21 protein-coding genes are annotated in these 23,162 nt (G+C 57.9%); 9 read left to right on the top strand and 12 right to left on the bottom strand.

What is annotated here, in order from left to right:
• Position 1: 1 nt before the first annotated feature.
• Positions 2 to 1,213, bottom strand: a complete 1,212-nt coding sequence (locus tag OQ273_RS05990; RefSeq protein ID WP_267989559.1) for an ABC transporter permease — start codon at positions 1,211 to 1,213, stop codon at positions 2 to 4.
• A 238-nt stretch (positions 1,214 to 1,451) separates the two neighbouring features.
• Between OQ273_RS05990 and OQ273_RS05985 the strand changes: the two genes are divergently transcribed.
• The 3 genes from OQ273_RS05985 (at position 1,452) to OQ273_RS05975 (ending at position 4,099) form a co-directional block, all read left to right on the top strand.
• A complete protein-coding gene (locus OQ273_RS05985) occupies positions 1,452 to 2,510 on the top strand; it encodes a UDP-3-O-(3-hydroxymyristoyl)glucosamine N-acyltransferase (protein ID WP_267989558.1) in 1,059 nt (352 codons plus the stop codon).
• Positions 2,511 to 2,618: 108 nt separating this feature from the next.
• Complete coding sequence (locus OQ273_RS05980; RefSeq protein WP_267989557.1) at positions 2,619 to 2,879, top strand: acyl carrier protein; 261 nt, start codon at positions 2,619 to 2,621, stop codon at positions 2,877 to 2,879.
• Positions 2,876 to 4,099 carry a beta-ketoacyl-[acyl-carrier-protein] synthase family protein gene (locus OQ273_RS05975; RefSeq protein ID WP_267989556.1) on the top strand — a complete coding sequence of 408 codons (1,224 nt, stop codon included), beginning with the start codon at positions 2,876 to 2,878 and terminating at the stop codon, positions 4,097 to 4,099. Before OQ273_RS05980 ends, OQ273_RS05975 begins: the two co-directional genes overlap by 4 nt.
• 263 nt (positions 4,100 to 4,362) lie before the next feature.
• Here OQ273_RS05975 and OQ273_RS05970 read toward each other — a convergent pair whose 3' ends face one another.
• Positions 4,363 to 4,578 (bottom strand): hypothetical protein, encoded by a 216-nt coding sequence (locus OQ273_RS05970; protein WP_267989555.1) that lies wholly within the window; start codon positions 4,576 to 4,578, stop codon positions 4,363 to 4,365.
• A 292-nt stretch (positions 4,579 to 4,870) separates the two neighbouring features.
• Here OQ273_RS05970 and OQ273_RS05965 point away from each other — a divergent pair, with 292 nt between their 5' ends.
• Positions 4,871 to 5,644: an alpha/beta hydrolase fold domain-containing protein gene (locus tag OQ273_RS05965; RefSeq protein ID WP_267989554.1), complete on the top strand. Its 774-nt coding sequence runs from the start codon at positions 4,871 to 4,873 to the stop codon at positions 5,642 to 5,644.
• Here OQ273_RS05965 and OQ273_RS05960 read toward each other — a convergent pair.
• A complete protein-coding gene (locus OQ273_RS05960) occupies positions 5,641 to 6,459 on the bottom strand; it encodes a UDP-2,3-diacylglucosamine diphosphatase (protein ID WP_267989553.1) in 819 nt (272 codons plus the stop codon). The genes OQ273_RS05965 and OQ273_RS05960 overlap by 4 nt on opposite strands.
• A gap of 145 nt (positions 6,460 to 6,604) precedes the next feature.
• On the opposite strand from OQ273_RS05960, the gene OQ273_RS05955 reads away from it, so the two are divergent.
• From OQ273_RS05955 to OQ273_RS05945, 3 genes are all read left to right on the top strand, one after another.
• Positions 6,605 to 7,384 (top strand): SDR family oxidoreductase, encoded by a 780-nt coding sequence (locus OQ273_RS05955; protein WP_267989552.1) that lies wholly within the window; start codon positions 6,605 to 6,607, stop codon positions 7,382 to 7,384.
• Positions 7,385 to 7,437: 53 nt separating this feature from the next.
• Positions 7,438 to 9,744 carry an NADP-dependent malic enzyme gene (locus OQ273_RS05950; RefSeq protein WP_267989551.1) on the top strand — a complete coding sequence of 769 codons (2,307 nt, stop codon included), beginning with the start codon at positions 7,438 to 7,440 and terminating at the stop codon, positions 9,742 to 9,744.
• Between the two features lie 81 nt (positions 9,745 to 9,825).
• Complete coding sequence (locus tag OQ273_RS05945; protein ID WP_267989550.1) at positions 9,826 to 10,836, top strand: DUF2865 domain-containing protein; 1,011 nt, start codon at positions 9,826 to 9,828, stop codon at positions 10,834 to 10,836.
• Here OQ273_RS05945 and gltX read toward each other — a convergent pair.
• Together gltX and OQ273_RS05935 are read right to left on the bottom strand one after the other, a co-directional pair.
• On the bottom strand, positions 10,754 to 12,148 hold the full coding sequence (gene gltX / locus OQ273_RS05940) for a glutamate--tRNA ligase (protein ID WP_267989549.1): 1,395 nt from the start codon (positions 12,146 to 12,148) through the stop codon (positions 10,754 to 10,756). The genes OQ273_RS05945 and gltX overlap by 83 nt on opposite strands.
• 38 nt (positions 12,149 to 12,186) lie before the next feature.
• Complete coding sequence (locus tag OQ273_RS05935) at positions 12,187 to 13,425, bottom strand: MFS transporter (RefSeq protein ID WP_267989548.1); 1,239 nt, start codon at positions 13,423 to 13,425, stop codon at positions 12,187 to 12,189.
• Positions 13,426 to 13,621: 196 nt separating this feature from the next.
• On the opposite strand from OQ273_RS05935, the gene OQ273_RS05930 reads away from it, so the two are divergent.
• Positions 13,622 to 14,380, top strand: a complete 759-nt coding sequence (locus tag OQ273_RS05930) for a sulfite exporter TauE/SafE family protein (RefSeq protein ID WP_267989547.1) — start codon at positions 13,622 to 13,624, stop codon at positions 14,378 to 14,380.
• Between the two features lie 24 nt (positions 14,381 to 14,404).
• Here the strand turns inward: OQ273_RS05930 and OQ273_RS05925 are convergent, their stop codons facing one another.
• The 6 genes from OQ273_RS05925 to OQ273_RS05900 form a co-directional block, all read right to left on the bottom strand.
• Positions 14,405 to 16,087: an NAD+ synthase gene (locus OQ273_RS05925; protein WP_267989546.1), complete on the bottom strand. Its 1,683-nt coding sequence runs from the start codon at positions 16,085 to 16,087 to the stop codon at positions 14,405 to 14,407.
• 89 nt (positions 16,088 to 16,176) lie between these two features.
• A complete protein-coding gene (locus OQ273_RS05920) occupies positions 16,177 to 16,971 on the bottom strand; it encodes a DODA-type extradiol aromatic ring-opening family dioxygenase (protein ID WP_267989545.1) in 795 nt (264 codons plus the stop codon).
• Between the two features lie 96 nt (positions 16,972 to 17,067).
• A complete protein-coding gene (locus OQ273_RS05915; RefSeq protein WP_267989544.1) occupies positions 17,068 to 17,463 on the bottom strand; it encodes a GFA family protein in 396 nt (131 codons plus the stop codon).
• 136 nt (positions 17,464 to 17,599) lie between these two features.
• Positions 17,600 to 18,976: a class II 3-deoxy-7-phosphoheptulonate synthase gene (locus OQ273_RS05910; protein WP_267989543.1), complete on the bottom strand. Its 1,377-nt coding sequence runs from the start codon at positions 18,974 to 18,976 to the stop codon at positions 17,600 to 17,602.
• A 139-nt stretch (positions 18,977 to 19,115) separates the two neighbouring features.
• Positions 19,116 to 19,916 (bottom strand): hypothetical protein, encoded by an 801-nt coding sequence (locus OQ273_RS05905; RefSeq protein ID WP_267989542.1) that lies wholly within the window; start codon positions 19,914 to 19,916, stop codon positions 19,116 to 19,118.
• Positions 19,917 to 19,932: 16 nt separating this feature from the next.
• Positions 19,933 to 20,586, bottom strand: coding sequence for a gamma-glutamylcyclotransferase family protein (locus OQ273_RS05900; RefSeq protein WP_267989541.1), 654 nt, complete (start codon positions 20,584 to 20,586; stop codon positions 19,933 to 19,935).
• A 246-nt stretch (positions 20,587 to 20,832) separates the two neighbouring features.
• On the opposite strand from OQ273_RS05900, the gene OQ273_RS05895 reads away from it, so the two are divergent.
• Entirely contained in the window at positions 20,833 to 21,681 is an 849-nt protein-coding gene (locus OQ273_RS05895; protein ID WP_267993034.1) for an alpha/beta hydrolase family protein, read from the top strand.
• 38 nt (positions 21,682 to 21,719) lie between these two features.
• Here the strand turns inward: OQ273_RS05895 and gor are convergent, their stop codons facing one another.
• Complete coding sequence (gene gor / locus OQ273_RS05890; protein WP_267989540.1) at positions 21,720 to 23,111, bottom strand: glutathione-disulfide reductase; 1,392 nt, start codon at positions 23,109 to 23,111, stop codon at positions 21,720 to 21,722.
• Between the last annotated feature and the right edge of the window lie 51 nt (positions 23,112 to 23,162).

Genomic DNA, 23,162 nt, shown 5'->3' with positions numbered 1-23,162 from the left:
CTCAGAAATCGATCGCTCCGTAGAAAATGGCGAAAATACCGTCCACCAGAATCACCACAAATATGGATTTGACGACCGCCGATGTCACGTGCCGTCCAAGGGATTCAGCACTGCCGCCGACCTTGAGGCCTTCGACGGACGAGACGATACCGATGATGAGCGCCATGAACGGGGCCTTTATCATGCCGGAAATGATGGTCGACATGTCGATGGCTTCGCGCAGCCGCGAAAGGAATGTATCAGGCGTGATGCCGGAATAGACCCACGTCGTCACACCTGCCCCCAACAGGGCCGTGAAATTTGCGACAATCGTTAGCGCCGGCAGCATAACGGTCAAGGCAACCAGACGCGGGAAAACCAGGACACCGACCGGATTAAGGCCCATGACCTTCAGCGCATCGACCTCTTCGCGCATCTTCATCGAGCCGATTTCCGCAGTCACCGCCGAGCCGGACCGGCCGGCGATCATGATTGCAGTCAGCAGCACGCCGATTTCACGCAATTGCAGGATGCCGACAAGATCGACCACAAAGATCTCCGCGCCGAAATAGCGAAGCTGGAACGCCCCTTGCTGGGCAATGATTCCGCCGATAAGGAAGGACATCAAAGCGATAATCGGCACCGCCCTGACCCCCATATGATCCATCTGGCTTACAATCGCGGCCACTGAAATCCCTGATGACCGGTCGAGCTTGAGCTGCGTTCCGCGCACCGCAGAACCGAGGATGTACATGGCCGCGATAAAATCGTCCCAGAACGAGACCGTCAGCCGGCCGATCGGCTCGAAAATCCGGTCGACAAGACGCTGGCGGATGCCCTGTTCTTCATCCGAAGGCTTGACCCGAAATGCATTGCCGACAGCTTCGAGCAGGATTGTCTGCTCCTCGCTGACGGACTGATAAACGACGTCACAGCCCTTTATCTCGAGATGATCACGCAAGCGCTCAACAATGAGCGCTCCGGATGTATCGACCTTGCCCACCCTGGCAAAATCAACGGTAACGCTGCCTTTTTGTATGGACGCCTCAAGATCCCGCATGGTCGCGTCGATCTCGGCGACACAATAAAGCTGCCAGTTGCCGGACAATGAAACGAGAGTCTGGTCGCCTGCCTGCGATACCTCGACATCAGGCTCATGACGCGTATCGATATTTCCGTTTTGACCCCCGGCGGAGCCTGATGGCTGGGAATCAGTTCGAGGTGGCAACGACATGACTGACACATACCCAGTTATCTCGCGACTGTCACCGCCTAACGGCAGCAGATACACCAACTGTGCCAATTGCGCCGGATCATCGCGGCCGGACATTGTGAAAACGGCTGTGCGCATGTATGGTCCGAAGCGGGCGGCAGACCGGCCACCCATTCCCAACAAGTAATGGTGGCCATTCGGGCCAGAAGCTTCAGATACCGGCGCTTTACGATCATGCGCTGCCAAAAGGAGAACCGATTTGAAGGCACAGGAAATCGCCAATGCGCTCGGCGGCGAGGTAACCGGCGATCCCGAGCTCGAAATCGAGCGGGCCGTCCAGCCCGATCTCGCCGATGGCAAAGGCGATATGGCGGTTGCCATCAGCCCGGATTTCTTTCAAGGCCTTGCAACGACGAGGGCCGCCGCTGCTATCTTGCCGGCAGGCGTCACGGGAATAGAGATTGCACCTCACACGGTCATTCGCGTTCCCGCAGACCGCAAAACGCTCCCGACCCTGTCTGCCCTTTTTCGCAATCGGCCCAACACCGCCACCGGGGTCCACTCGACCGCAGTGATCGGTCAGAATGTGACGCTTGGAGACAATGTCAGCATAGGGCCGCTTTGCTATGTTGCTGACAACGCGATTATCGGTGATGGGACAACGCTGGTTTCGCATGTCACGGTTGGCGAAAATTCCGAACTCGGCGGCGACTCAATCGTCTATTCCGGTGCTCGTATCGGCATTGGCGTGAAAATCGGTTCGCGTGCCGTGATCCACCCGAATGCAGCGATCGGCGCCGACGGCTTCAGCTTTCATCCGGTCGACCCCGGCAATGTCGAGGCAGTCAAGGCAACCGGCAAAGTCTCGGACAAGGCGGACCGGAACTCCTCACTTCTTAAGAACGAAAGTCTCGGCGGCGTGATCATCGGCAACGATGTCGAAATCGGAGCATCGACCTGCATCGACTCCGGCACGCTGAAGCCCACCTCCATCGGCGACGGAACGAAAATCGACGACCTTGTCATGATCGGTCACAACGTACGCATTGGTGAACACTGCGTCCTGTGTGCGCAGGCCGGAATTGCCGGAAGCACGGTCATCGGCGACCGGGTCACGCTTGGCGGCCGGGCCGGGATCGGAGACAATCTGAAGATCGGCGACGATGCGATCATCGGCGCCGCTGCCGGGGTCGGAACATCCGTGCCGGCCGGTGGCGTCTATTACGGCATGCCGGCAGTGCCGCGTGAACGTGCGCATCGTGACGTTATCAATATTCGCAAATTGGACCGGGTAATAAAGAAAGTGGAAGGTAAATAGAATCTTGCCCTGCCGTTGTGAAACCGCTATCCCATTGTTCCGTGCCGTCGTGCCGTGACAAACGGGCGCGAAAACGTATGACCTGAAAGCAAGAAACAAGCTGCACTAATGACAGAGTCACCTGATCCCGAACGCACGATTGCAAAGATTATCGGCGAACAACTCGGACACGATCCCGAAAAAATCACTACGCAAACCACGCTTGACTCTCTCGGCGTCAACTCACTTGAGTTGGTCGAGATCATCATGACGATTGAAGAAGAATACGATATCGCAATCGATATCGACACGGTTTCAGCAGCGGACTCCATCAAGACCGTCGGCGATCTGCTTGAACTCGGCAAATCCATGGGCATCGGCACTCAATGAGCATTGCAGATACCGCAGTCGCGGTTACCGGGTTAGGGTGCACGACCGCGCTGGGTAACGATGTCGAGACGACATGGTCGGCCATGAAGGACGGCGTGTGCGGCATTCGTCCTTTTCGCAACATCAACACAACCGAAAATCTGAAGATAGAGATTGGCGGCGAAATTCCTGAACCCGTGGACGCCGGAATTCCGGAGCGCCGCCTGCCGGCCTTCGACCGCTTCACGCTTCTTGCCATGGAAAGCGCCAATCAGGCGATCAAGCAGGCCGGTCTGGAGTTCAGCGATCCGGACCTTGCCAACCGGTCCGCCTGCATCATCGGCGCCGGTAACTGTGGATGGGAAATCGTTGAAACAGGCTTCCGGAAATTCTTCCTGGAAGGCGCAAGACGTACGCATGTGATGACCGTACCGCGGTCCATGGCTTCGGCGCCTGCCAGCCAGATCAGCATGTGGCATGGCATCAAAGGGCCGGTCTACGGCGTGACGTCCGCTTGTTCGTCCGCAAATCACGCGATCGTTGCCGGTTACCAGGCCATTAAAAGCGGCGATGCGGATGTGGCGGTCGTCGGCGGAACCGACGCGCCGCTGATCTGGGGTGTCCTGAAGGCCTGGGAGGCGCTGCGCGTCCTCGCTCCGCAAACATGCAGCCCCTTCTCGCTCACCCGCAGGGGCTTGGCCCTGGCTGACGGCGCTGGTGTTGTCGTTCTCGAACGGGCCGGCCACGCCAAGGCACGCGGAGCAAAGGTCCTGTGTGAACTTGCAGGCGTCGGCATGACGGCCGATGCCGGCGATCTGGTCAATCCGACGGTTGATGGCCCCTCACGGGCCATGGAACACTGCCTGCGTTCAGCGGGCATCACCCCGCAGGATGTGGACTATATCAACGCACACGGCACCGGGACGCGGGCCAATGACGCTACGGAAACCAAAGTCATCCGCAACGTCTTCGCAAGCCACGCGGACAGCATTTCCGTTTCGTCGACCAAGTCGATGCATGGACATGCCCTTGGCGGCAGCGGCGGTATTGAGCTGGTCGCCTGTGTGAAGGCGCTCGAAGAGGGCATTATTCCTCCGACGATCAACTACGAGGAACCCGACCCGGAGTGCGATCTCGACGTGACGCCAAATGTCGCCAAAAAGCGCGACATCAACGTGGCTGTCAGCAATTCCTTCGCCTTCGGCGGCACCAATGCAGTTCTCGCCGTCAGAAAAGCCTGATCATCGACAAACCATGCAAGGCGATCGGGTCCTTGCCTCAGACGTTATAGCCCTGCCCTAAAGTTCGGTTGGCTCCTTGAGACCCATCCAAACAAACACCGGCTTTGCTGCCGCCAGCTGCGAAACGGCCAGGAAAATGCCCTGGCAGCTTTCTGCTCTGGAGAGGATTGCGCTTGCGATCGCCAATCCGATCATGCCGCTCGGCACCTGTCGGCAGAACACCATAGAGCCCGCCTACTCCCTGTGCCGCGGCTCAATCAGGTTCATGACGGCTTTCCGTCGATTGGCAAAAGAAAAGCAAAAACAAGAAGATAGGATTTGACGGCCCAATGGAACGCAATCTCCGGCATGCCGAGCTCGTCTCGTATGACCGGCAAGGCGACGCAAACGACGGTTTCGTCGAAAAGGATCAGTCCCAAGCCGCCGGCCATCGCGGTTAGAAGCCACCATTTCCGGTTATCGTCATCGATACTCAACATGATTTTCTTCGCAGCTGCTTTCCAAACCGTCGGTTGAAATCCGATCAGAAATTTGGCGATGAAAAAAATATTTCATGTTGAGAAAAAATACCCTATTTATCTCTCAAGCAATTGATCATGAATGGAAATCCCGGTTTTGGTTTACGTAGATCCAGCCAGACCCAGTGTAAGAAGCAGGCTGTTATCCCAGTACCTGCGGTTGACGCGAAAACGTCGCTTTGCCGATGCACAATCGCTGCACCGGCAAATTGAGGCTGCCAAAAATACAAAAGACCCCACCCCGCCAAGACACATGTTCGAGACGTTCGAAGTGCTTCAATCCGAGCATGCGGGCATGCCGGCTGTCGACATCCAAAAAAAAGGCAGTGCGCCGAACCGGCAGATTCTCTACCTCTATGGCAGCTTCTACCTCTTCGGAATTGAATCGATGCACTGGAAGCTCGTCAGCGAGTTACTGACCCGTGCAGACATCCGCATCACTGTTCCGGCCTACCCGCTCGCACCGGAATACAATTGGGAAGACGTCTATGCCGCACTCATGCCGCTCTATGAGCACGTAACAGGTTCTGCTCCGGAGGGTGGCCTGACGCTGATGGGTGATTTCGACGGCGGCGGCATTGCCGCAGGCCTGTGCCTTGAAGCCTCTGAACTTGGGCTGCCGACAGCCGATCAGCTTGTTCTTCTTTGCCCGTGGCTCGATGCAGGTCTCACCAATCGCCGGATTGCCGATCTGGTAGAAAGCGATCCGTGGCTGAGCGTCGACAGTGCAAGAGAAGCAGCACGCCTGTACGCAGCGGGAAATGATCTGAAGGATTACCGGATCAGTCCCATTTATGGAAACCTTGAAAAACTGCCACCAACACGGATTTTCACCGCCACACGCGACATTCTGCACCCGGACTGCCTGTCCTTCGCAGATCTCGCAGATGCCTGCGGAGCAGAAATCGAACTGATTGTCGAACAGGAACTGTTCCACAACTGGATGATGTTCGATGTGCCCGAGGCACGACACACGCTCGATCAGATCGTCACCGGCCTGCCGGAACAAGGTAAGGGCGGCACCTAGGCAGCGAGCCGTTTTTGCGTCCGCCTGCCGGCAATCCGGGAGGCACCACGCTTTTCGCCGACACGGTCGGAATGCACATCCCACCGCAAGAGCTGCATATTGCCGTCAAAATCCTCGGCAACGGCGGTGCAGCTCTCGACCCAGTCTCCGGTATTGATGTAGCGAATGCCATCGAAGTCCTCGATCGTCGCATGGTGGATGTGGCCGCAAATAACGCCCTCAACGTCGCGCCGGCGCGCCTCTTCCACCACAACGCGCTGAAACTCGCCAATGAAATTCACGGCCTGTTTAACCTGAAGTTTTGCCCAGGCGGAAAAAGACCAATATGGCATGCCCATCCTGCGTCTCAGCCCATTGAGCCCGCGGTTCACCAGGATGGCGAGATCATATGCCCAGTCCCCGAGGTGGGCAAGAAGCCGGGCGTGACGGACAACAACGTCAAACTCATCGCCGTGAAGGACCAGGTAACGTTTGCCGTCCGCCGCTTCATGGACGGTGTCGAGAGCCACTTCAATGCCGCCGAAATGCGTACCCGGAAAGTCACGCAGAAACTCATCGTGATTGCCGGGGATGTAAACGATCCGCGTCCCCTTACGCGCCTGGCGCAGAAGCTTCTGCACGACGTCGTTGCAGTCCTGCGGCCAGTTCCAGCTCCGTTTCAGCCGCCATCCATCGACGATATCGCCGACCAGAATGATCTGCTCAGCTTCGTGATGACGAAGAAAATCAATCAGATAATCCGCCTTGGCTGCTCTGGAACCAAGATGAATGTCGGATATGAAAAGGGTTCGATACTGTTTCGCCGTATATGCCATGATCGCCACCGTAACGTTTCAGCGTTGCAGTGAATGACTAACCAGAGTCGTATCACAATCCGATGACAAATAGAGTTTGATCCGAGTTGGCCGCTCGTGCAAAAGGGACCGGACATCGCGCAGGATATCTTGAAAGGACAGTACAATGGACCTTGGCCTCTCGGGCAGGAAAGCGATTGTCTGCGCATCGAGCCGCGGGCTGGGCAAGGGATGCGCCATGGCCCTTGCGCAAGCCGGATGCGACCTCGTCGTCAACGGCCGCAACGCCGATACGCTTGAGGCAACAGCGGAGGAAATCCGTACGGCAACCGGAGTGCGTGTCCAGGCGGTCACCGCGGACGTTTCCACCGATGACGGGCAGCGCGCATTGCTGGATGCCTGTCCCGAGCCCGATATCCTGGTCAACAACAATGGCGGTCCGCCGCCTCGGGATTTCAAGCAACTGGACCGGGATGCAATCCTCGAAGGCGTCACACAGAACATGGTAACGCCCATTGAGCTGATCCAGGCGGTTATCGACGGCATGTGCGAGCGGCAGTTCGGGCGTATCGTCAACGTAACATCGTCATCCGTCTATATGCCAATCCCCGGCCTCGACCTGTCATCGGGCGCGCGCGCCGGCCTGACGTCCTTTCTTGCGGGTGTCGCGCGCGGCGTTGCGTCAAAAAATGTTACGATCAATGCGCTTTTGCCGGGCAAAATGGATACCGATCGCCTGGCATCCTCATTCCGCAATACATCGCAAAAGACAGGAAAGCCCATCGAAGAGGTCAAGGCCATGGTCCTTCAACAGGTTCCTGCAGCACGGATGGGAACAGCGGCGGAATTCGGCGACACATGCGCCTTTTTGTGTTCATCGCAAGCCGGATACATCACCGGTCAGAACATTCTGGTGGACGGCGGTCTTTATCCGAGTGCGTTTTAGGTAAATACTGAAAAGTGGCGCCTTCTGTGCCGGCAAATCAAGGACCAGACCTCATGAACTCCAAAGTTGGCAGCCCGGAAGACTCCGAGCAAAGCGATTTTCAGGAAAGCGCGCTTTTTTTCCATAAATATCCACGCGCCGGAAAACTGGAAATCCAGGCGACGAAGCCGCTCGGAAATCAGCGCGATCTCGCACTGGCCTATTCTCCCGGAGTCGCTGCGCCATGCCTTGCCATACAAAAGCAGCCGGAACTGGCGGCTGACTATACCGCGCGCGGCAACCTTGTTGCCGTTGTCTCCAACGGCACAGCTGTGCTTGGTCTGGGCTCCATCGGACCCCTCGCCTCCAAGCCGGTTATGGAAGGCAAGGCAGTCCTCTTCAAGAAATTCGCCGGCATCGATGTGTTCGACATCGAAATCGATTCGCAGGACATCGATCATGTCGTTTCGGTGGTTTCCGCACTCGAGCCGACATTCGGCGGCATCAATCTTGAGGATATCAAAGCACCCGAGTGCTTCGAGATCGAAGACCAACTGCGCGACAAGATGAACATACCCGTCTTCCACGACGACCAGCATGGAACGGCGATTATCGTCGCAGCCGCTATTCTCAATGGCCTTGAACTGGCTGGCAAAGACCTGGCAAACGCCAAGATCGTCACCAGCGGTGCGGGCGCTGCCGCCCTAGCCTGCCTGAATCTGTTGGTCAAACTCGGCGCAAAAAAGGAAAACATCTGGGTTCACGACATTGAAGGCCTGGTCCATGAAGGCCGAGAAGTTCTGATGGACCGGTGGAAAGCCGCCTACGCTCAGAAATCAGTCAAGCGGTCGCTTCAGGATCATATTGACGGAGCCGACGTTTTTCTCGGGCTGTCGGCGGCCAATGTACTCAAGCCCGACATGCTCGCCAGGATGGCGGACAAGCCCCTTATCATGGCTCTGGCCAATCCGAACCCGGAGATCATGCCCGATGTGGCGCGTCAGGCCCGCCCTGACGCAATGATCTGCACCGGGCGGTCAGACTTTGCCAATCAGGTCAACAACGTCCTGTGCTTTCCCTACATCTTCCGTGGCGCCCTTGATTGCGGCGCGAGCACCATCAATGAAGAAATGAAAATGGCCGCCGTGCGCGCCATTGCCGGGCTGGCGCGGGAGGAGGCCTCAGACGTCGCCGCAAAGGCCTATTCAGGCGATACGCCGGTTTTCGGACCAGACTATCTGATCCCCTCGCCTTTTGATCCGCGCCTGATCCTGCGCATCGCGCCCGCCGTCGCCGAAGCGGCGGCAGAATCGGGCGTCGCCACACGCCCTGTTGCGGACATGGAAGCCTATCTGGATCAGCTCAACCGGTTTGTCTTCCGGTCCGGACTGTTGATGAAGCCGCTTTTTGCCGCCGCAAAGACAGCACAGAAGAAGCGGGTCATTTTCGCTGAAGGCGAAGACGAACGCGTTTTGCGCGCCACGCAGGTCCTCATCGAAGACGAAATAGCGCGTCCGATCCTCATCGGCCGCCCGGACATCATCGAAACACGGCTGAAGAGATTCGGGCTAAGGATCAGGCCGGGGGCCGATTTCGAGGTCACCAATCCCCATGACGATCCGCGCTACCGTGATTATGTCGATCTCTATTTCTCGCTTGTCGGGCGAAAGGGCATCAACCCGGAAGCGGCGCGCACCATGGTGCGCACCAACTCCACTGTTATCGGCGCTCTGGCCGTGCGTCGCGGCGATGCCGATGCACTGATCTGCGGAGTTGAGGGCCGATATGCAAAACACCTCAGGGACGTCGATCAGGTTATCGGACGCGATGAGGGTGTACGCGAGTTCTCTGCACTCAGCCTGTTGATCTCACAACGGGGTGCGACCTTCTTTGCCGATACCTATGTCTCGCTGAACCCATCAGCCGAGGAGATCGCCGAAACAACACTGATGGCGGCAAAAGAAATCAGGCGTTTCGGCATCACGCCCCGCGCCGCCCTTCTCTCGCATTCCAATTTCGGATCCCGAGTCTCGGGCAGTGCCAGCAAGATGCGCCAGGCTGTGGAACTCATCCACAAGCTGGATCCCGATCTGGAGGCAGATGGCGAAATGCATGGCGATTCAGCCATTTCGGAGCATTTGCGCAATCGGGTCATGCCGAATTCCAATTTGACCGGGGAAGCCAACCTGCTGGTGTTTCCAACACTCGACGCCGCCAACATCGCGCTCGGTGTGGTCAAGACGATGACCGATGCATTGCATGTCGGCCCCATCCTCCTGGGTGGCGCGAAACCGGCACATATCCTGACGCCGTCCGTTACCTCACGCGGCGTGGTCAACATGGCGACGCTGGCGGTCGTCGAGGCCTCGGTTCCGGAGTAGCGGCAAAAGGACCGGCAACCCCGTGGCTGCACAAGCCGCAATTTGCGTGTATGATCCGGCAACACAGAAAAGGTGCCTATCTTGAAGCTGACTGGTCCCGGATTGCGGCATGTTCTGGTCCTCGCGGCAATGCTGAGCGTATCTTTTGGCGAGCGGGCAACAGCGCAGGACATGGCCCTTTGCGAGCGGCTCTACGCCCAGCTTGATCAGTATGACAGCCGGGAGATTGCCGCCGTGCCGGCAAATAGTTACGACGCTGCAATCGTCGAGCAACGGCAGAAAGTCGAACAGATTCGATCTGACCTTTACAGCCTGGATTGCGGCGGCAGTATCATCGTCTTCGGCAATAGAACCGAGGCGATGTGCCGGCGGATCTCATCCGTTCTGGCGCGCGAGGAAGCACAGCTCGACAGGCTGCTTTTACAGCGGCAAAACGCACCGCGCACAGCGAGCCCCGGCGCCCGCCAGCGAATCCTCTCTGCGCTGCGCGCCAACGGATGCCCACCTGACGACGGGGTCCGCATCCGCCAGTCGATCGGCGTTGAACCTGAACAGGACCTGATCGACCTTGGCGATCCCTATACCCGCTACCGCACCATGTGCGTAAGAACCTGTGACGGCTACTATTTCCCGGTTTCTTTTTCCGCATCACCGCTGGAGTTCGACCGCGATGCCCGGCGTTGTGCCACGATGTGCCCTGCGGCCGATGTCAGCCTGTTTTTTCACCGGGTTCCCGATCAGGACAGCGAAGACATGGTTTCGGTCGCCGACCAAACCCCTTACCGCTCGTTGCCAACCGCATTCGCCTATCGGACAGGGAGCGTCGATGACCCGCAATGCACCTGTCGGGCCGGCCCGCTGGACGATGATATTGCGGTCGCCCCGGGCGGCAGCCGCTCGATCATCATCATCACGCCGCCGAAGGACAATGATGACAAACCGGATGAAACGGTGACAATCAAACCCGAACCGGAAGCGCCATCCCGCGAAATCGATCCGAACCGGCGTGTCAGGGTTGTCGGTCCAAAGTTCCTGCCCGACCAATCAGAGGCAATAGATCTGCAAGCTCCGGCCCCGACCGGCGACCAGTGAGAGCCAGCCTCAACGGCATGAACAAGGAGCGCCCCTTACGCCCGCTTGCCTGTTTGACGCTGTTCGTCCACTCGGACCATGTGTTTGCATCCCATGGTTCCGGCGGCAATTGAGCAAAGGCCTCTCGTACGAAGTCCACATCCCCGGTGTCCAAGGGCTCCGGGTCGCTCAGGCCTTGGGTAACAATCGTCCACCACTGCTCTGCCTCCTTGACGAAATCGATATTGCCGCGCACCGCATACCAGAACGCTTCAGCCCTTTCGCCGGAAATGCCAAGGGCAGCCAATCGCGTGTTGACGTCGTCGAAGGAAAGATCATGCACAAGTGCCCGGTTGAGGCTCGTCAGTTCGGCCGGATCGAATTTCGCTGCCGACTTTGAAGCAAATTCCGGACGGAACAGCTCCATCAGCGCCGCCATGGAAGGCAGCGCCGAAACGCTTTCGGATGTTCCGATCAGCACCGCCAGGCTGGCAATCGCCATGGGCTCGAAGCCTTCGTCACGCAAGGAACCGATAGACAGCGCATTCGACCGCTTCGACAATCCTTCTCCTGAAACGGAGGTCAGAAGATTGTGATGACCGAAAGACGGCGCCTCGCTTCCGAGCGCCTTGAACAGGGCTATCTGCGCGCCTGTGTTGGTCACATGGTCGTCACCGCGAATAATATGGGTCACGCCCATTTCGATGTCGTCGATGACCGATGGCAGCGTGTAGAGATAGGTTCCGTCCTCGCGGATCAGCACCGGGTCCGACATGGACGCAAGATCAACGGTCTGAGGCCCGCGTACTATATCGTCCCAATGGACCTCGGTGCGTCGTGTCTCGAAGGGATCATCGGCAAAGTTCGGAAGCAGAAAGCGCCAGTGCGGCTTTCGGCCTTCCGCCTCAATCGCACTTCTCTCCTCCTCGGTGAGTTTTAGCGCTTCGCGTCCGTAAACCGGCGGCAGGCGGCGTGCAAGCCGAAGCTTTCGCCGGCGCTCAAGCTCTTCACCGGTCTCGTAGCATGGATAGAGCAGTCCGGCCGCCTTCAGCCGTTCCGCCGCCGCTCCATAGGCGTCAAAGCGCTTGGACTGCCAGGCAACGATGTCGGGACTGATACCCAGCCATTCCAGATCGGCCCGGATAGCCTCGGCAAAAGCATCGCTGGAACGCGCCTCATCCGTATCGTCGAAGCGCAGCACAAATTCACCACCCCGCTGCTTTGCAAACAGCCAGTTGAACAGCGCCGTGCGCGCATTGCCGATATGTATGTGGCCAGTCGGCGACGGGGCGAAACGCACCGTGGCCGGTCGATTGTCTTCCAGATCTGTCATGATGGCGGGTTACTCAAGGGAAGTGTGATTGGCAAGCCTTATTGTGGCCGCCCCGCATGTGCCATGGCAATCTCACGCGCCGCCAAAAGACGGCTGATGAATATCATGGCAACACAGATTACCAGGCAATAGACGCCCATGGTCAGGATTTGCAGCGGATAACCAACGCCGAAATCGATGAGGAAGCCCGTCACGCCGGGTCCCATCGCGGTGGAGAAAACCATAAGCGCAATCACCACAGCGCGAATGGCACCGAGGTGCCGTGTTCCGTATATTTCAGGCCACAAAGCCCCGAACAGGGTCGAGGACAGACCATAGGAAACGCCGAGGAGCAACATGAAGGCAAACATGCCCCAGGTCGCCTCAACGGTGGCGAGGAGAAAACAGGAAGCCGCCAGCGGCACCAGAAAACTAGACATCAGCCGCACCGCCGAAAAACGGTCGATCAGCAAGCCGCCGATAAGGGCGAAGCAGACGGTCATCACCGCCAGCAGGGCAAAGGATCCCGCAAAGGCTTCGATGGACCAGCCCCGCAGTTCGACGAGATAAACCTGATGGAAGAAGATCGTTGTTCCGATAAAGCCGGGTGCCAGCATCCCAAGCAGGATCAGCCAGAAGACAGGATCACGCACCACCTCCGCCCGCGTCCAGTGCCGCAGCACCCGCATAGGTTCCGGACCATCGCTTGACCGCGGCTGCCGCTCGACGCGCATCAGCAGATATATGACCGGAAGTGCAACGGCTATCAGGACGGCAGCCGAAAGCAGCCAGGTATTGCGCCATCCCATGCCGGCCACAATAGAAACATAGACAATCGGAAGAACCGCCTCACCGGCCTGATGACCGATCGTAGCGACGGATACCGCCCGCCCGCGCTGCGCGACATACCACCGCCCCATCGCAGTAATCGCATTGTGGGTCATCATTCCCTGCCCGAATAGGCGTAATCCGAAAATGGCCAGAACAAGGACAGCTAAAGTGTCCGCGTAGGCCATGGACAGAGCGAAACACGCCAACAGCGGGACGATCAACAAGGTTACGCGCGACACGCTCATCACATCCACGATCCGGCCGAACTGGGTGAGTACAAGCGCGCTTGCCAGGGTCGCCAGCATATAAAGCGTGCCGAACTCACCATGACTGAGGCCGAATTCCGAGCGGATGGATCCGGCCGACAAAGAGATGAAGAATGTCTGCCCGAAACTTGAGAAGAATGTCAGCAGAAATCCGCCGGCCAGCCATCTGATATTGTCGCGCACGAAGGCAGGAAATGACATGGCTTGGCCTGGAACCGGTGTCCTGTGGAGTATTGCTCAATCGGCAAGAGCGCTGCGAGGAAACAAAAGGGTCAGCGAGCGTGTCAAAGCTATGCCCTGAAAGGATATGGCCGGTCAAGCACCGTGCGTCGACCGCCAAGCTGTGCCATCATGCGCCGGCAATCGCGATTCTGCACGCACTTTACAAGAAGCCTCCATGCCCGATCTCTCCCTGTTGATTATTGTTGGCGTCATCTTTTTGCTGGCCGGCATCGTCAAGGGCATGGTCGGCTTCGGCCTGCCATTGATCTCAATCGGCCTGATGACAACCATTGTCGGCCTGCCGGCAGCCATGGCTCTGTTTCTTGTCCCCGCCTTCGGGACCAATCTTTGGCAAGGGTTTGCGGGTGCTCACACGGCGAGGCTGTTCAAACGCTATTGGACCTTCTTCATACCAACCATGTTTTTCACATGGCCCGGAACACTCGCTCTTTCCAGGTTCGACACAAATTACATGTCCGCCCTGCTGGGATTCCTGCTGTGCCTTTATGTGCTGCTGAGCATGACGCGCTCGCAGTTCGTTGTTCCCTCCCGACTGGAAAAACCGCTCAATCCGCTGGTTGGTGTGGTGAGTGGCCTTCTTGCCGGGATGACAGGAGCATTCACCATGCCGGGCGTTGTCTACCTGCAGTCGACTCAGCTCAAACGCGACCAGCTTGTCCAGGCAATGGGCATGCTGTTCACGCTCTCGACCATCGGCCTCGGCCTGTCCATGGGATCGCAAAACCTTCTGAGCCTTGACCTTGGCATCGCCTCCTTGTTCGCCGTTATCCCGACCTTTGCCGGCCTGATGATCGGCACGCGCTTGAGAAAACGCACATCTGAGGAAAGCTTCAGGCAGGTCTTCCTGCTGGCCCTTGGCGCCTTGGGTCTCTACATCGTAATCCGTTCGGTTCTGGCGCTGTCGGCAGCCTGACGATCGCCGGAAAATGCCAACGCGTCAATTGCGGTCCCGGAACCTGTTGGTGATCGGATAGCGCCGGTCACGGCCGAAATTCTTGCGGGTTATCTTCACGCCCGGCGCCGATTGACGGCGCTTGTATTCGGCGATGTAGAGAAGATGCTCGAGCCGGTCGACCAATTCCCTCGGGTGACCGCGCGCAACGATGGAATCAATATCCATCTCGTGTTCAACAAGACATTCGAGAATATCGTCCAGCACCGGGTATTCGGGAAGCGAATCCTGATCCGTCTGATCGGGCCGGAGCTCGGCGGACGGAGCCTTGTCGATGATGTTCACCGGAATGACTTCGCCGGAGGGTCCGAGCGCTCCGGGCGGCACCTGCTCGTTGCGCCAGCGCGATAGAGCATAGACCTGCATCTTGTAAAGGTCCTTGATCGGGTTATAGCCGCCATTCATGTCGCCATAGAGGGTCGCATAACCGACCGACATTTCCGATTTGTTGCCTGTTGTGACGACCATCGAACCGAATTTGTTCGAGATCGCCATCAGGATCGTGCCACGGGCGCGGCTTTGCAGGTTCTCTTCGGTGACGCCTTCATTCGTTCCCTCGAACAGCGCTGAAAGGGCATCGGTGAAACCTTCTACCGGCCCCTCGATCGGGACCGTGTCGTAGCGGCATCCAAGGGCGCGCGCGCAGGCCTCGGCATCGGTAAACGATTCATCCGATGTGTAGTGGTATGGCAGCATCACCGTGCGCACACGCTCCTCGCCCAGGGCGTCGACGGCAAGTGCGGCGCAAAGCGCACTGTCGATCCCGCCCGACAGGCCGAGCACCACATTGGAAAATCCGTTCTTGTTCACGTAATCGCGAAGGCCGAGCATGCAGGCGCGATAATCTGCTTCTTCCTGTTCCGGAATCTGCGACATCGGCCCCTCGGCGCAGGTCCACCCATCATCATCACGCCGCCACGTGGTGACACTCACCTGTTCCTCGAACTGGCTCATCTGGAAAGCCAGCGTCTTATCCGCATTCATCGCAAAACTTGCACCATCGAAGACGAGCTCATCCTGGCCGCCAAGCTGGTTGGCGAAAACAATCGGCAAGCCGCTCTCGATGATCTGCCGCAGGACAACCTGATGGCGCACATCGATTTTCTCGCGGTAATAGGGTGAGCCATTGGCGACCAGCAGGAGTTCCGCTCCGGTCTCGGCCAGCGTTTCGCACACGCCGTAATCGCCCCAAAGGTCCTCACAGATCGGCAGACCAAGGCGAATGCCGCGAAAGTTCACCGGTCCCGGCATCGGGCCGACATCAAAAATCCGCTTTTCGTCAAACTCGGAGTAATTCGGCAGGTCGACCTTGTAACGCTCGGCCACAATCCGCCCGCCATCGAGAAGTGCGACGGCATTGAAGCGGCCATCGTCATTTTGCCTGGGCACACCCACAACGACGCCGGGGCCTCCATCGGCCGTATCGGCGGCCAGTGCTTGCAGGGCACGGTCACAGGCTTTCAGGAATGCCGGTTTAAGCACCAGATCTTCCGGTGGATATCCGCAGATGAAGAGCTCGGTAAAAAGGATAAGATGCGCACCCTGCCGAGCAGCATCGTCGCGCGCCTTGCGGGCAAGCTCAAGATTGCCGGCGATGTCGCCCATGGTAGGGTTCAACTGGGCAACCGCGATGCGGATGACATCGTTCAATTGAGATGTGTCGCTCATGATCTGCCATGTATCGTGCAGAACGGGTCAAGGCAATCCCGCTTGGCTCAGGTCCTGGAATAACAAACCCGGTCATTTGCCGTTCGGCATCAGCTGAAGGCGTAGGCATCCATCGAAAGAACACCGAAATCGTGTGATGTGTGCAGTTTTTGCGGCGTCCATGTCTCGCCCGCTGCGCCAATGGCGCTATAGAGCGGCATCAGATGTTCATCCGTCGGATGGTTCTCCATCGCATGGGGCGCACGGCTACGATAGTCGAGCAGTGCTTCAAGATCGCCTGATTTGATCTTCAGATCCATCCAGTTGACAAATTGCGTCACCCAGTCAGGCGTTTCTGCATTCCTTTTACCACAGCGCAATGCCGCAAAGGCCTCTTTCAGATTGTGGGTCATCGACCCGGATCCCATCACAAGCACATTTTCGCTGCGAAGCGGCGCCAATGCGTGACCGATCCTGTAGTGATGTTCAGGTCCCGCATGCGGATCGACAGACACCTGAACAACCGGAATATCGGCGTCGGGATACATCAGGCTGAGCGGAACCCATGTGCCGTGATCAAAGCCACGATCCGCGACAACGCCTGCCGCCAGGCCTTCCGCATGCATCATGCAGGCGATACGCCCGGCAAGGTCCGGGTCGCCGGGGGCGGCATATTCGATTTTGTAGAGCTCGGGCGAAAATCCGCCAAAATCGTGGATGGTGACCGGCCGACGGTCACTCGTAACAGCGACGCCACCCGCCTCGAAATGGGCGCTGACAACGACTATGGCGTCCGGCCGCGGTGCGGTTTGCGCAAATGCGCTCATGAAACGCCGCGCCTCAGTATCGGCTATGGCGATATCAGGGGAACCATGGGAGATAAAAAGCGCTGGTAGCGATGACATGGGCAATCCTCTTTGCCCATCACCTAGCGTTTTCAGGCCGCCTAGGAAGATGGCAATCCCTGCACACATCATCCAGTAATATTGAACGCTAACGCGTTAGCCACCCTGCGGAAACTGCGGCAAACCATCGGCGATCTCGTAGTAATCGCCCTTGTCGGCACAAAAAATATGCTTCTCAAGCGAAAGACCCGTGTCACCATCCAGACAGCCCGCAAGCACAGAGGTGAAAGGATCGTCCTTGTGTTTCCAGAAAAGCGTTGAGCCGCAAACCTTGCAAAATCCGCGTTTGGCATCATCCGATGCGTGATACCAGGCAAGATTTTGAAAGCCGGTGATCGAGAGCCGCTCATCGGCAACATTGGTGGCCGCAAAATAGTGTCCCGATTGCTTTCTGCATTGCTTGCAGTGGCAGGCCACAACGCCCCTCAACGGTCCTTCTGCGGTGAAATGGACACCGCCGCACAGACACGACCCCTTATATGCTTTTGCCATTACGCACCTCCAAACACGCAGAGCGAACAGGAAGCTCCCGCCCCACGCAAGTGAATTCTTTTGAAGGAATTGTTCGGTGCGCTGAACGCACAGACAGCGGCAAAAGCCGCTGTCTGAAATCATGTAGTGGCAAAGATCAGGCCGTTGCGGCAATCCGTGTTTCTTCGTCGCGGCCACCCTTGAGGAGCTCCGCAACCAGGAACGCAAGCTCGAGCGCCTGATCGGCGTTCAGGCGCGGATCGCAATGGGTATGGTACCGGTCCGACAGATCGTCCGCGGTAACGGTGCGCGCACCGCCCGTACACTCGGTGACGTTCTTGCCCGTCATCTCCACATGGATGCCACCAGGATGCGTGCCTTCAGCACGGTGAATCTGGAAGAAGCTTTCCACCTCGGACAGGACACGCTCAAATGGCCGTGTTTTGTAACTGTTGAGCGTGATCGTGTTGCCATGCATCGGATCGCAGGACCAGACAACCTTCTTGCCTTCACGTTCGACCGCGCGGATCAACTTCGGCAGGTGATCGGCTACCTTGTCGTGTCCGAACCGGGCAATCAGGGTCAGACGGCCGGCGTCATTGTCCGGATTGAGCAAGTCGATCAGTCCCAGAAGCTCATCGGGTTCCAGCGACGGGCCGCATTTGAGACCAAGCGGGTTCTTGATGCCCCGGCAATATTCAACATGTGCATGATCAGGCTGGCGCGTCCGGTCACCGATCCAGATCATATGACCAGACGTGCCGTACCATTCGCCGGATGTTGAATCTGTTCTCGTCAAAGCCTGCTCATAGCCCAGGAGCAGCGCCTCGTGGCTGGTGAAAAACTCCGTCTCACGAAGCCGTGCATGGTTTTCGGCCGAAATACCGACGGCGCGCATGAAGTCCATTGTTTCGGAAATGCGATCGGCCAGCTTGCGGTAACGTTCAGCCTGCGGGCTGTCCTTGATGAAACCCAGCATCCACTGATGCACGTTTTCCAGATTGGCATAACCGCCCTGGGCAAATGCCCTCAAAAGGTTCAGTGTGGCTGCCGACTGGCGATAGGCCATCACCTGCCGCTGAGGATCGGGAATGCGCGATGCCTCGTCAAACTCGATCCCGTTGATAATGTCGCCGCGATAGCTCGGCAGTTCAATCCCGTCCTTCGTTTCGGAATTGGAAGAACGCGGTTTGGCGAACTGGCCGGCAATGCGTCCAACCTTGATCACCGGCTGTTGCGCCCCGAACGTCAGGACAACGGCCATCTGCAGGAAGACGCGGAAAAAGTCGCGGATATTGTCGGCGCCGTGCTCGGCGAAACTCTCGGCACAATCACCGCCTTGAAGCAAAAAGCCCCTGCCCTCGGCGACCTCGGCAAGACGGTCGCGCAACTGCCTGGCCTCACCGGCAAATACCAGAGGCGGATAAGATGCGAGACGTTCTTCTGTGCGTTCCAACGCCTGCTGATCCGGATAATCCGGAACCTGGCGTATAGGTTTGTTGCGCCAACTGTCCGGTGTCCAATTCTGTGCCATCTTACTCATCCTGATTGGTACTGTTTGGGCATTCATGCCCGACAACGGCGGGCTTATAACGGCAATCCGGCGCGATTGCCAGCGCCTTTAACGCCCGACGCCTTTAAGCTTACATCAATAACGCCCGGCCGGCGAATGACTAACGGGATATGGGGCCCATTTCCTTCAGCCGCTTCCTTAGAACAAAAAAACCGGTCAGCCATAGTGCCGAGGCCATGAGGGAGGTCACAAATCCCAATGGAACCCCGAGCGGCTCGAACGTTGCCCAGGCGCAGACAACGAAGACGACGAGAGACGGCAACCCGAAAGGAAATGTCTGGATCACCGTGCCCGCATCCTCAACCGAGTATGTGAATTGGATGATAATCAGTACGGGAAAGAGCGTTATGGGAAACGCAGCCAGAAGCCCCGACCATTTCGGCCCGATGGCAGCGGCTGCTCCGGTAATCGCCAAGACGACCACCACCGCAATCGCAGCCCGAAGAGCGATCACGGGCCAGGTCAATCGAATAGCAGAGGCGATGCGGGTCTCGTTGTGGCCGCGCATCACGAATACTGACGACGCCGCAACGGCAGCAACTAGGAGCGTCCCGGTCCACACGTTGAGCGGCCATTGGGAAATGATCCATGCAGCAAGAAGAAAGACGGCAAGCGCTCCCAGGATCGACCCCAGAAATACATGATTTTGAATGCGGCTGGAGATAAACCAGTAGGCCAGGTTGAAGCAGAGTGTCGCCGCAAAGCCGCCGACGGTGTAGGCGGCCGCATCGGTTATGAAAAAGGGGCCCTGTTCGATCCCGATAAACAGGAAGACAATCGCCACGCCCAATGGAAATCCGGCCAAAACACCAGCCAGTGCCGGGCCGGCACGCTCTGCTATCGCTGACAGACCAAGAACGAGGAAAACAGTCGACAGGATCTTGGCGATCAGCAGCGTCATGGTGCCACCTTACCGCTCAAGGCTCACGTCTCGGCGGATCGAGGAAGCGGATGCCCCGTTCTTCAAGAATCCCGTCTATAAAGGACCTTTCTTCCTCGATAAGGCGCACGGCACGAGGATAGACAGGGTCCTGGCGGTCAGCGTGAACATGACGTTCGAAGCCATCCGTTGTTTCCAGGAAATCGTGAACGCCCTGCCTGCCGAATTCACGCAGGAACCCCTGAAGCACAGCATCAAGGTATGATTGCAGGATCGGGTGATGCGGGTCGTGGTCCGCGGTATTGGTCTGCGCCTCATAAACATAGACCGGACAATCTGGCAGTTCACCACCTGCCATATCCAGCCGTTCGATGGGAACCGCGACCCGGTCATAAGTCATTTCCCTCTCATCGACAGACGGCAAATTGTCCAGCCGGTCGTAGATCAGCAGCCCGTCGATGACGCTCCCTTCCACCTGCCGGGCGCTGAGCAATGACGTCACATGTCCACTGTCTATCGGATCTTGCGCATGGCGCGGTCTCCAGCACCGGCGCCAGCCCATGAGCCGGACCGGCTGCGCTGCGACATAATCGGTACGCAGCGTTGCCCGGTTCACAAGGGAACCGTAGCCGAAATAGGCAATCAGGTTGCTTGGCCCGTTATGGCCATCACCTTGTCGCGATCCATCCATCAATGTCGCTCGCTCCAATTGGGTTTGTCCCGCTATATCGCGCGTGCCGGATTGTTCAAGAGTGAATTAACAGTTGACTTTGACGTAAACGTAAATGTTAGCTTGCCCTCAAACTGCCGATGAAAATGGATACTCAACCGGAATCAATACATGAATATCTCGGCGTAATCCGATGGAAAACCGTCAAAAAGGCACCGTGCTGCTGTGAGCAAAAGGACACCGACACAAGATGTCGAGGGCCGGAACTTGAAAATCAGGACATCGGACGGATATGCACTGGCCGGTACGCTCCACAGCGATGACGCCAATCACGGGCCGCTTGTTCTGATTTCATCCGCCACAGGGGCGCCCCGCGGGTTCTATGCCGCATTTGCCCGTGAACTGGTCGCTTGCGGCTGCAGGGCTGTTTTGACCTACGACTATCGCGGCATGCCGGATTCGCCGCGTCCCAAGGGTTTCAAGGGTCGGATCAACATGCGTGATTGGGCGCACAAGGACATGCCGGCCGCCATGGAAAGGCTCGATCAGGTCTCGCCTGGCCACCCCATGGTCGGCGTCGGTCAGTCCTTTGGCGGACAGGCGCTCGGCATTTGCGGCACACCGCAGCGATTTGAACGCTATTGCATGGTCGCCAGCCTGTCCGGCTACTGGCGCAACACCGATACGCCCTGGCAGAATCTTTTCTTCATGCACGTCTTCGGTCTGCCAATGACAAGTGTGATCGGTCGAACGGCGCGCTGGATGGGCCTGGGCGAACCGATACCGGCATCCGTCTTCCGCGACTGGGCGAAATGGTGTTTTCATCACGAATATTTTTTTGACGACCCCGAGGTCGGTGCCCGTGACGGTTATGCCACCGTGCGCATGCCGATCCTGTCGGTCGGCATGACGGACGACCCGTGGGGAACGCCAAAGGCAATTCATGGCTTGATTAAGCACTACGTCAATGCCGACATATCCGAGCGCTGGCTTTCGCCAACGAACGCCGGCGGACAACCTATTGGCCATCTGGGATTTTTCCGCTCGCGCTTCCGCGACACGCTCTGGCCCGGTGTCATCGACTGGCTGATCGAAGGACCACAAATCAAGCGCTGATGAAGGCCCATAGCCTTTCCGGCTTGAACGGAAACGCTCTAGTCCAGCCTTTCGCCATTCTTGATGCGATAGGTCGGCTGGTACATTGTCACCAGCTCTTCAGCGGCGGTTGGATGAACCGCCATGGTCCGATCAAAATCATCCTTGGTGCAGCCCGCTTTCAGCGCAACCGCCAGCAACTGTGCCATTTCCCCGGCATCGGGTCCAAGGATATGCGCGCCGACCACCCGCCTGTCGGCAGCGTTGACCACAAGCTTGGTGATCATTTTTTCCTGCCGTCCCGACAGAGTGTGCTTCATCGGCCGGAAGGTGGCGCTGTAAATCTCCAGTTCGTCAAACTGCTTCATCGCCGCGTCTTCCGACAGACCAACCGTGCCGATCTCGGGCTGTGAGAAGACCGCCGTCGCCACCATATCGTGGTCCGGGCTGGTCGGGTTATCCTTGAACGCTGTCTCAACGAGACACATGGCCTCGTGAATGGCGACCGGCGTCAACTGGATACGATTGGTGACATCGCCAACGGCAAATATGTTGTCCACATTCGTGCGCATATACTCGTCGACTACCACGGCGCCATGACTATCCGTCTCGACACCGGCAGCTTCAAGGCCAAGCCCATCCGTGTTTGGAATACGGCCAATCGCCAGCATGACCTGGTCGATCTTCAGGTTCTTGGCCCCGGATGTGGTGACGTCCAGCCGCTGATCGGCCGAGCGCACGATCTTCGAGATCACTTCCTCGCACAGGATACGGATGCCCTTCTCCTCCATGGTGCGATGGAGTGTGCGCCGCAGATCCATGTCGAAATTCTTCAGGATTTCGGTCCCGCGGTAGATCAGGGTCGTTTCCACCCCCATGCCGTGGAAAATATTCGCAAATTCAACCGCGATATAACCGCCGCCCGCGATCAGGATCGACCTGGGCAGGGTCTCCAGATGAAACGCTTCATTCGAACTGATTGTCAGTTCCTGGCCTTCCAGCCCGTCCGCGCCGTTCACACGACCGCCAACGGCGATCAGGATCTTGTCGGCCGTCACGATCCGGTTGGTGCTCAGGATGCGCACCCGATGGGCATCCACCAGCTCCGCCCGGCTATCGAATATCTCGGCCCCCGCATTGCTCAGCCCCTTGCGGTAGAGCCCCTCCAGCCGGGCAATCTCGCGATCCTTGTTGGCAATCAGGGTTTGCCAGTCGAAATGCGTCTCCCCGACCCGCCAGCCAAAGCCAGCGGCGTCCTCGAAGGCCTCCGAAAAGTGTGACGCATAGACAAACAGTTTTTTGGGCACGCAGCCGCGGATAACACAGGTTCCGCCATAGCGGTATTCCTCGGCTATGCCGACCTTCTTGCCGAGACCTGCTGCCAGTCGGGCTGCTCGCACACCCCCGGACCCGCCGCCGATGACAAAGAAGTCATAATCAAAATCAGTCATTTCCACGCCTTCGGACCGACGATGGCTCGGTCATTTGCAGATTGAGCCGGA

This window comes from Hoeflea prorocentri (genome assembly GCF_027944115.1).
GTDB lineage: Bacteria > Pseudomonadota > Alphaproteobacteria > Rhizobiales > Rhizobiaceae > Hoeflea_A > Hoeflea_A prorocentri.
Note: the sequence above shows the minus strand (reverse complement) of the source record. Positions and strands in the feature narration are given on the sequence as shown.

Excerpts from the sequence above, each read along its gene's own strand:
- gltX (WP_267989549.1), bottom strand. The coding sequence starts at position 12,148 with ATGACAGATCTGGAAGACAATCGACCGGCCACGGTGCGTTTCGCCCCG.
- OQ273_RS05910 (WP_267989543.1), bottom strand. The coding sequence starts at position 18,976 with ATGGCACAGAATTGGACACCGGACAGTTGGCGCAACAAACCTATACGC.
- OQ273_RS05970 (WP_267989555.1), bottom strand. The coding sequence starts at position 4,578 with ATGTTGAGTATCGATGACGATAACCGGAAATGGTGGCTTCTAACCGCG.
- OQ273_RS05980 (WP_267989557.1), top strand. The coding sequence starts at position 2,619 with ATGACAGAGTCACCTGATCCCGAACGCACGATTGCAAAGATTATCGGC.
- gor (WP_267989540.1), bottom strand. The coding sequence starts at position 23,111 with ATGACTGATTTTGATTATGACTTCTTTGTCATCGGCGGCGGGTCCGGG.
- OQ273_RS05930 (WP_267989547.1), top strand. The coding sequence starts at position 13,622 with ATGCCCGATCTCTCCCTGTTGATTATTGTTGGCGTCATCTTTTTGCTG.
- OQ273_RS05900 (WP_267989541.1), bottom strand. The coding sequence starts at position 20,586 with ATGGATGGATCGCGACAAGGTGATGGCCATAACGGGCCAAGCAACCTG.
- OQ273_RS05905 (WP_267989542.1), bottom strand. The coding sequence starts at position 19,916 with ATGACGCTGCTGATCGCCAAGATCCTGTCGACTGTTTTCCTCGTTCTT.
- OQ273_RS05960 (WP_267989553.1), bottom strand. The coding sequence starts at position 6,459 with ATGGCATATACGGCGAAACAGTATCGAACCCTTTTCATATCCGACATT.
- OQ273_RS05925 (WP_267989546.1), bottom strand. The coding sequence starts at position 16,087 with ATGAGCGACACATCTCAATTGAACGATGTCATCCGCATCGCGGTTGCC.
- OQ273_RS05935 (WP_267989548.1), bottom strand. The coding sequence starts at position 13,425 with ATGTCATTTCCTGCCTTCGTGCGCGACAATATCAGATGGCTGGCCGGC.
- OQ273_RS05950 (WP_267989551.1), top strand. The coding sequence starts at position 7,438 with ATGAACTCCAAAGTTGGCAGCCCGGAAGACTCCGAGCAAAGCGATTTT.
- OQ273_RS05965 (WP_267989554.1), top strand. The coding sequence starts at position 4,871 with ATGTTCGAGACGTTCGAAGTGCTTCAATCCGAGCATGCGGGCATGCCG.
- OQ273_RS05990 (WP_267989559.1), bottom strand. The coding sequence starts at position 1,213 with ATGTCGTTGCCACCTCGAACTGATTCCCAGCCATCAGGCTCCGCCGGG.
- OQ273_RS05975 (WP_267989556.1), top strand. The coding sequence starts at position 2,876 with ATGAGCATTGCAGATACCGCAGTCGCGGTTACCGGGTTAGGGTGCACG.
- OQ273_RS05955 (WP_267989552.1), top strand. The coding sequence starts at position 6,605 with ATGGACCTTGGCCTCTCGGGCAGGAAAGCGATTGTCTGCGCATCGAGC.
- OQ273_RS05915 (WP_267989544.1), bottom strand. The coding sequence starts at position 17,463 with ATGGCAAAAGCATATAAGGGGTCGTGTCTGTGCGGCGGTGTCCATTTC.
- OQ273_RS05920 (WP_267989545.1), bottom strand. The coding sequence starts at position 16,971 with ATGTCATCGCTACCAGCGCTTTTTATCTCCCATGGTTCCCCTGATATC.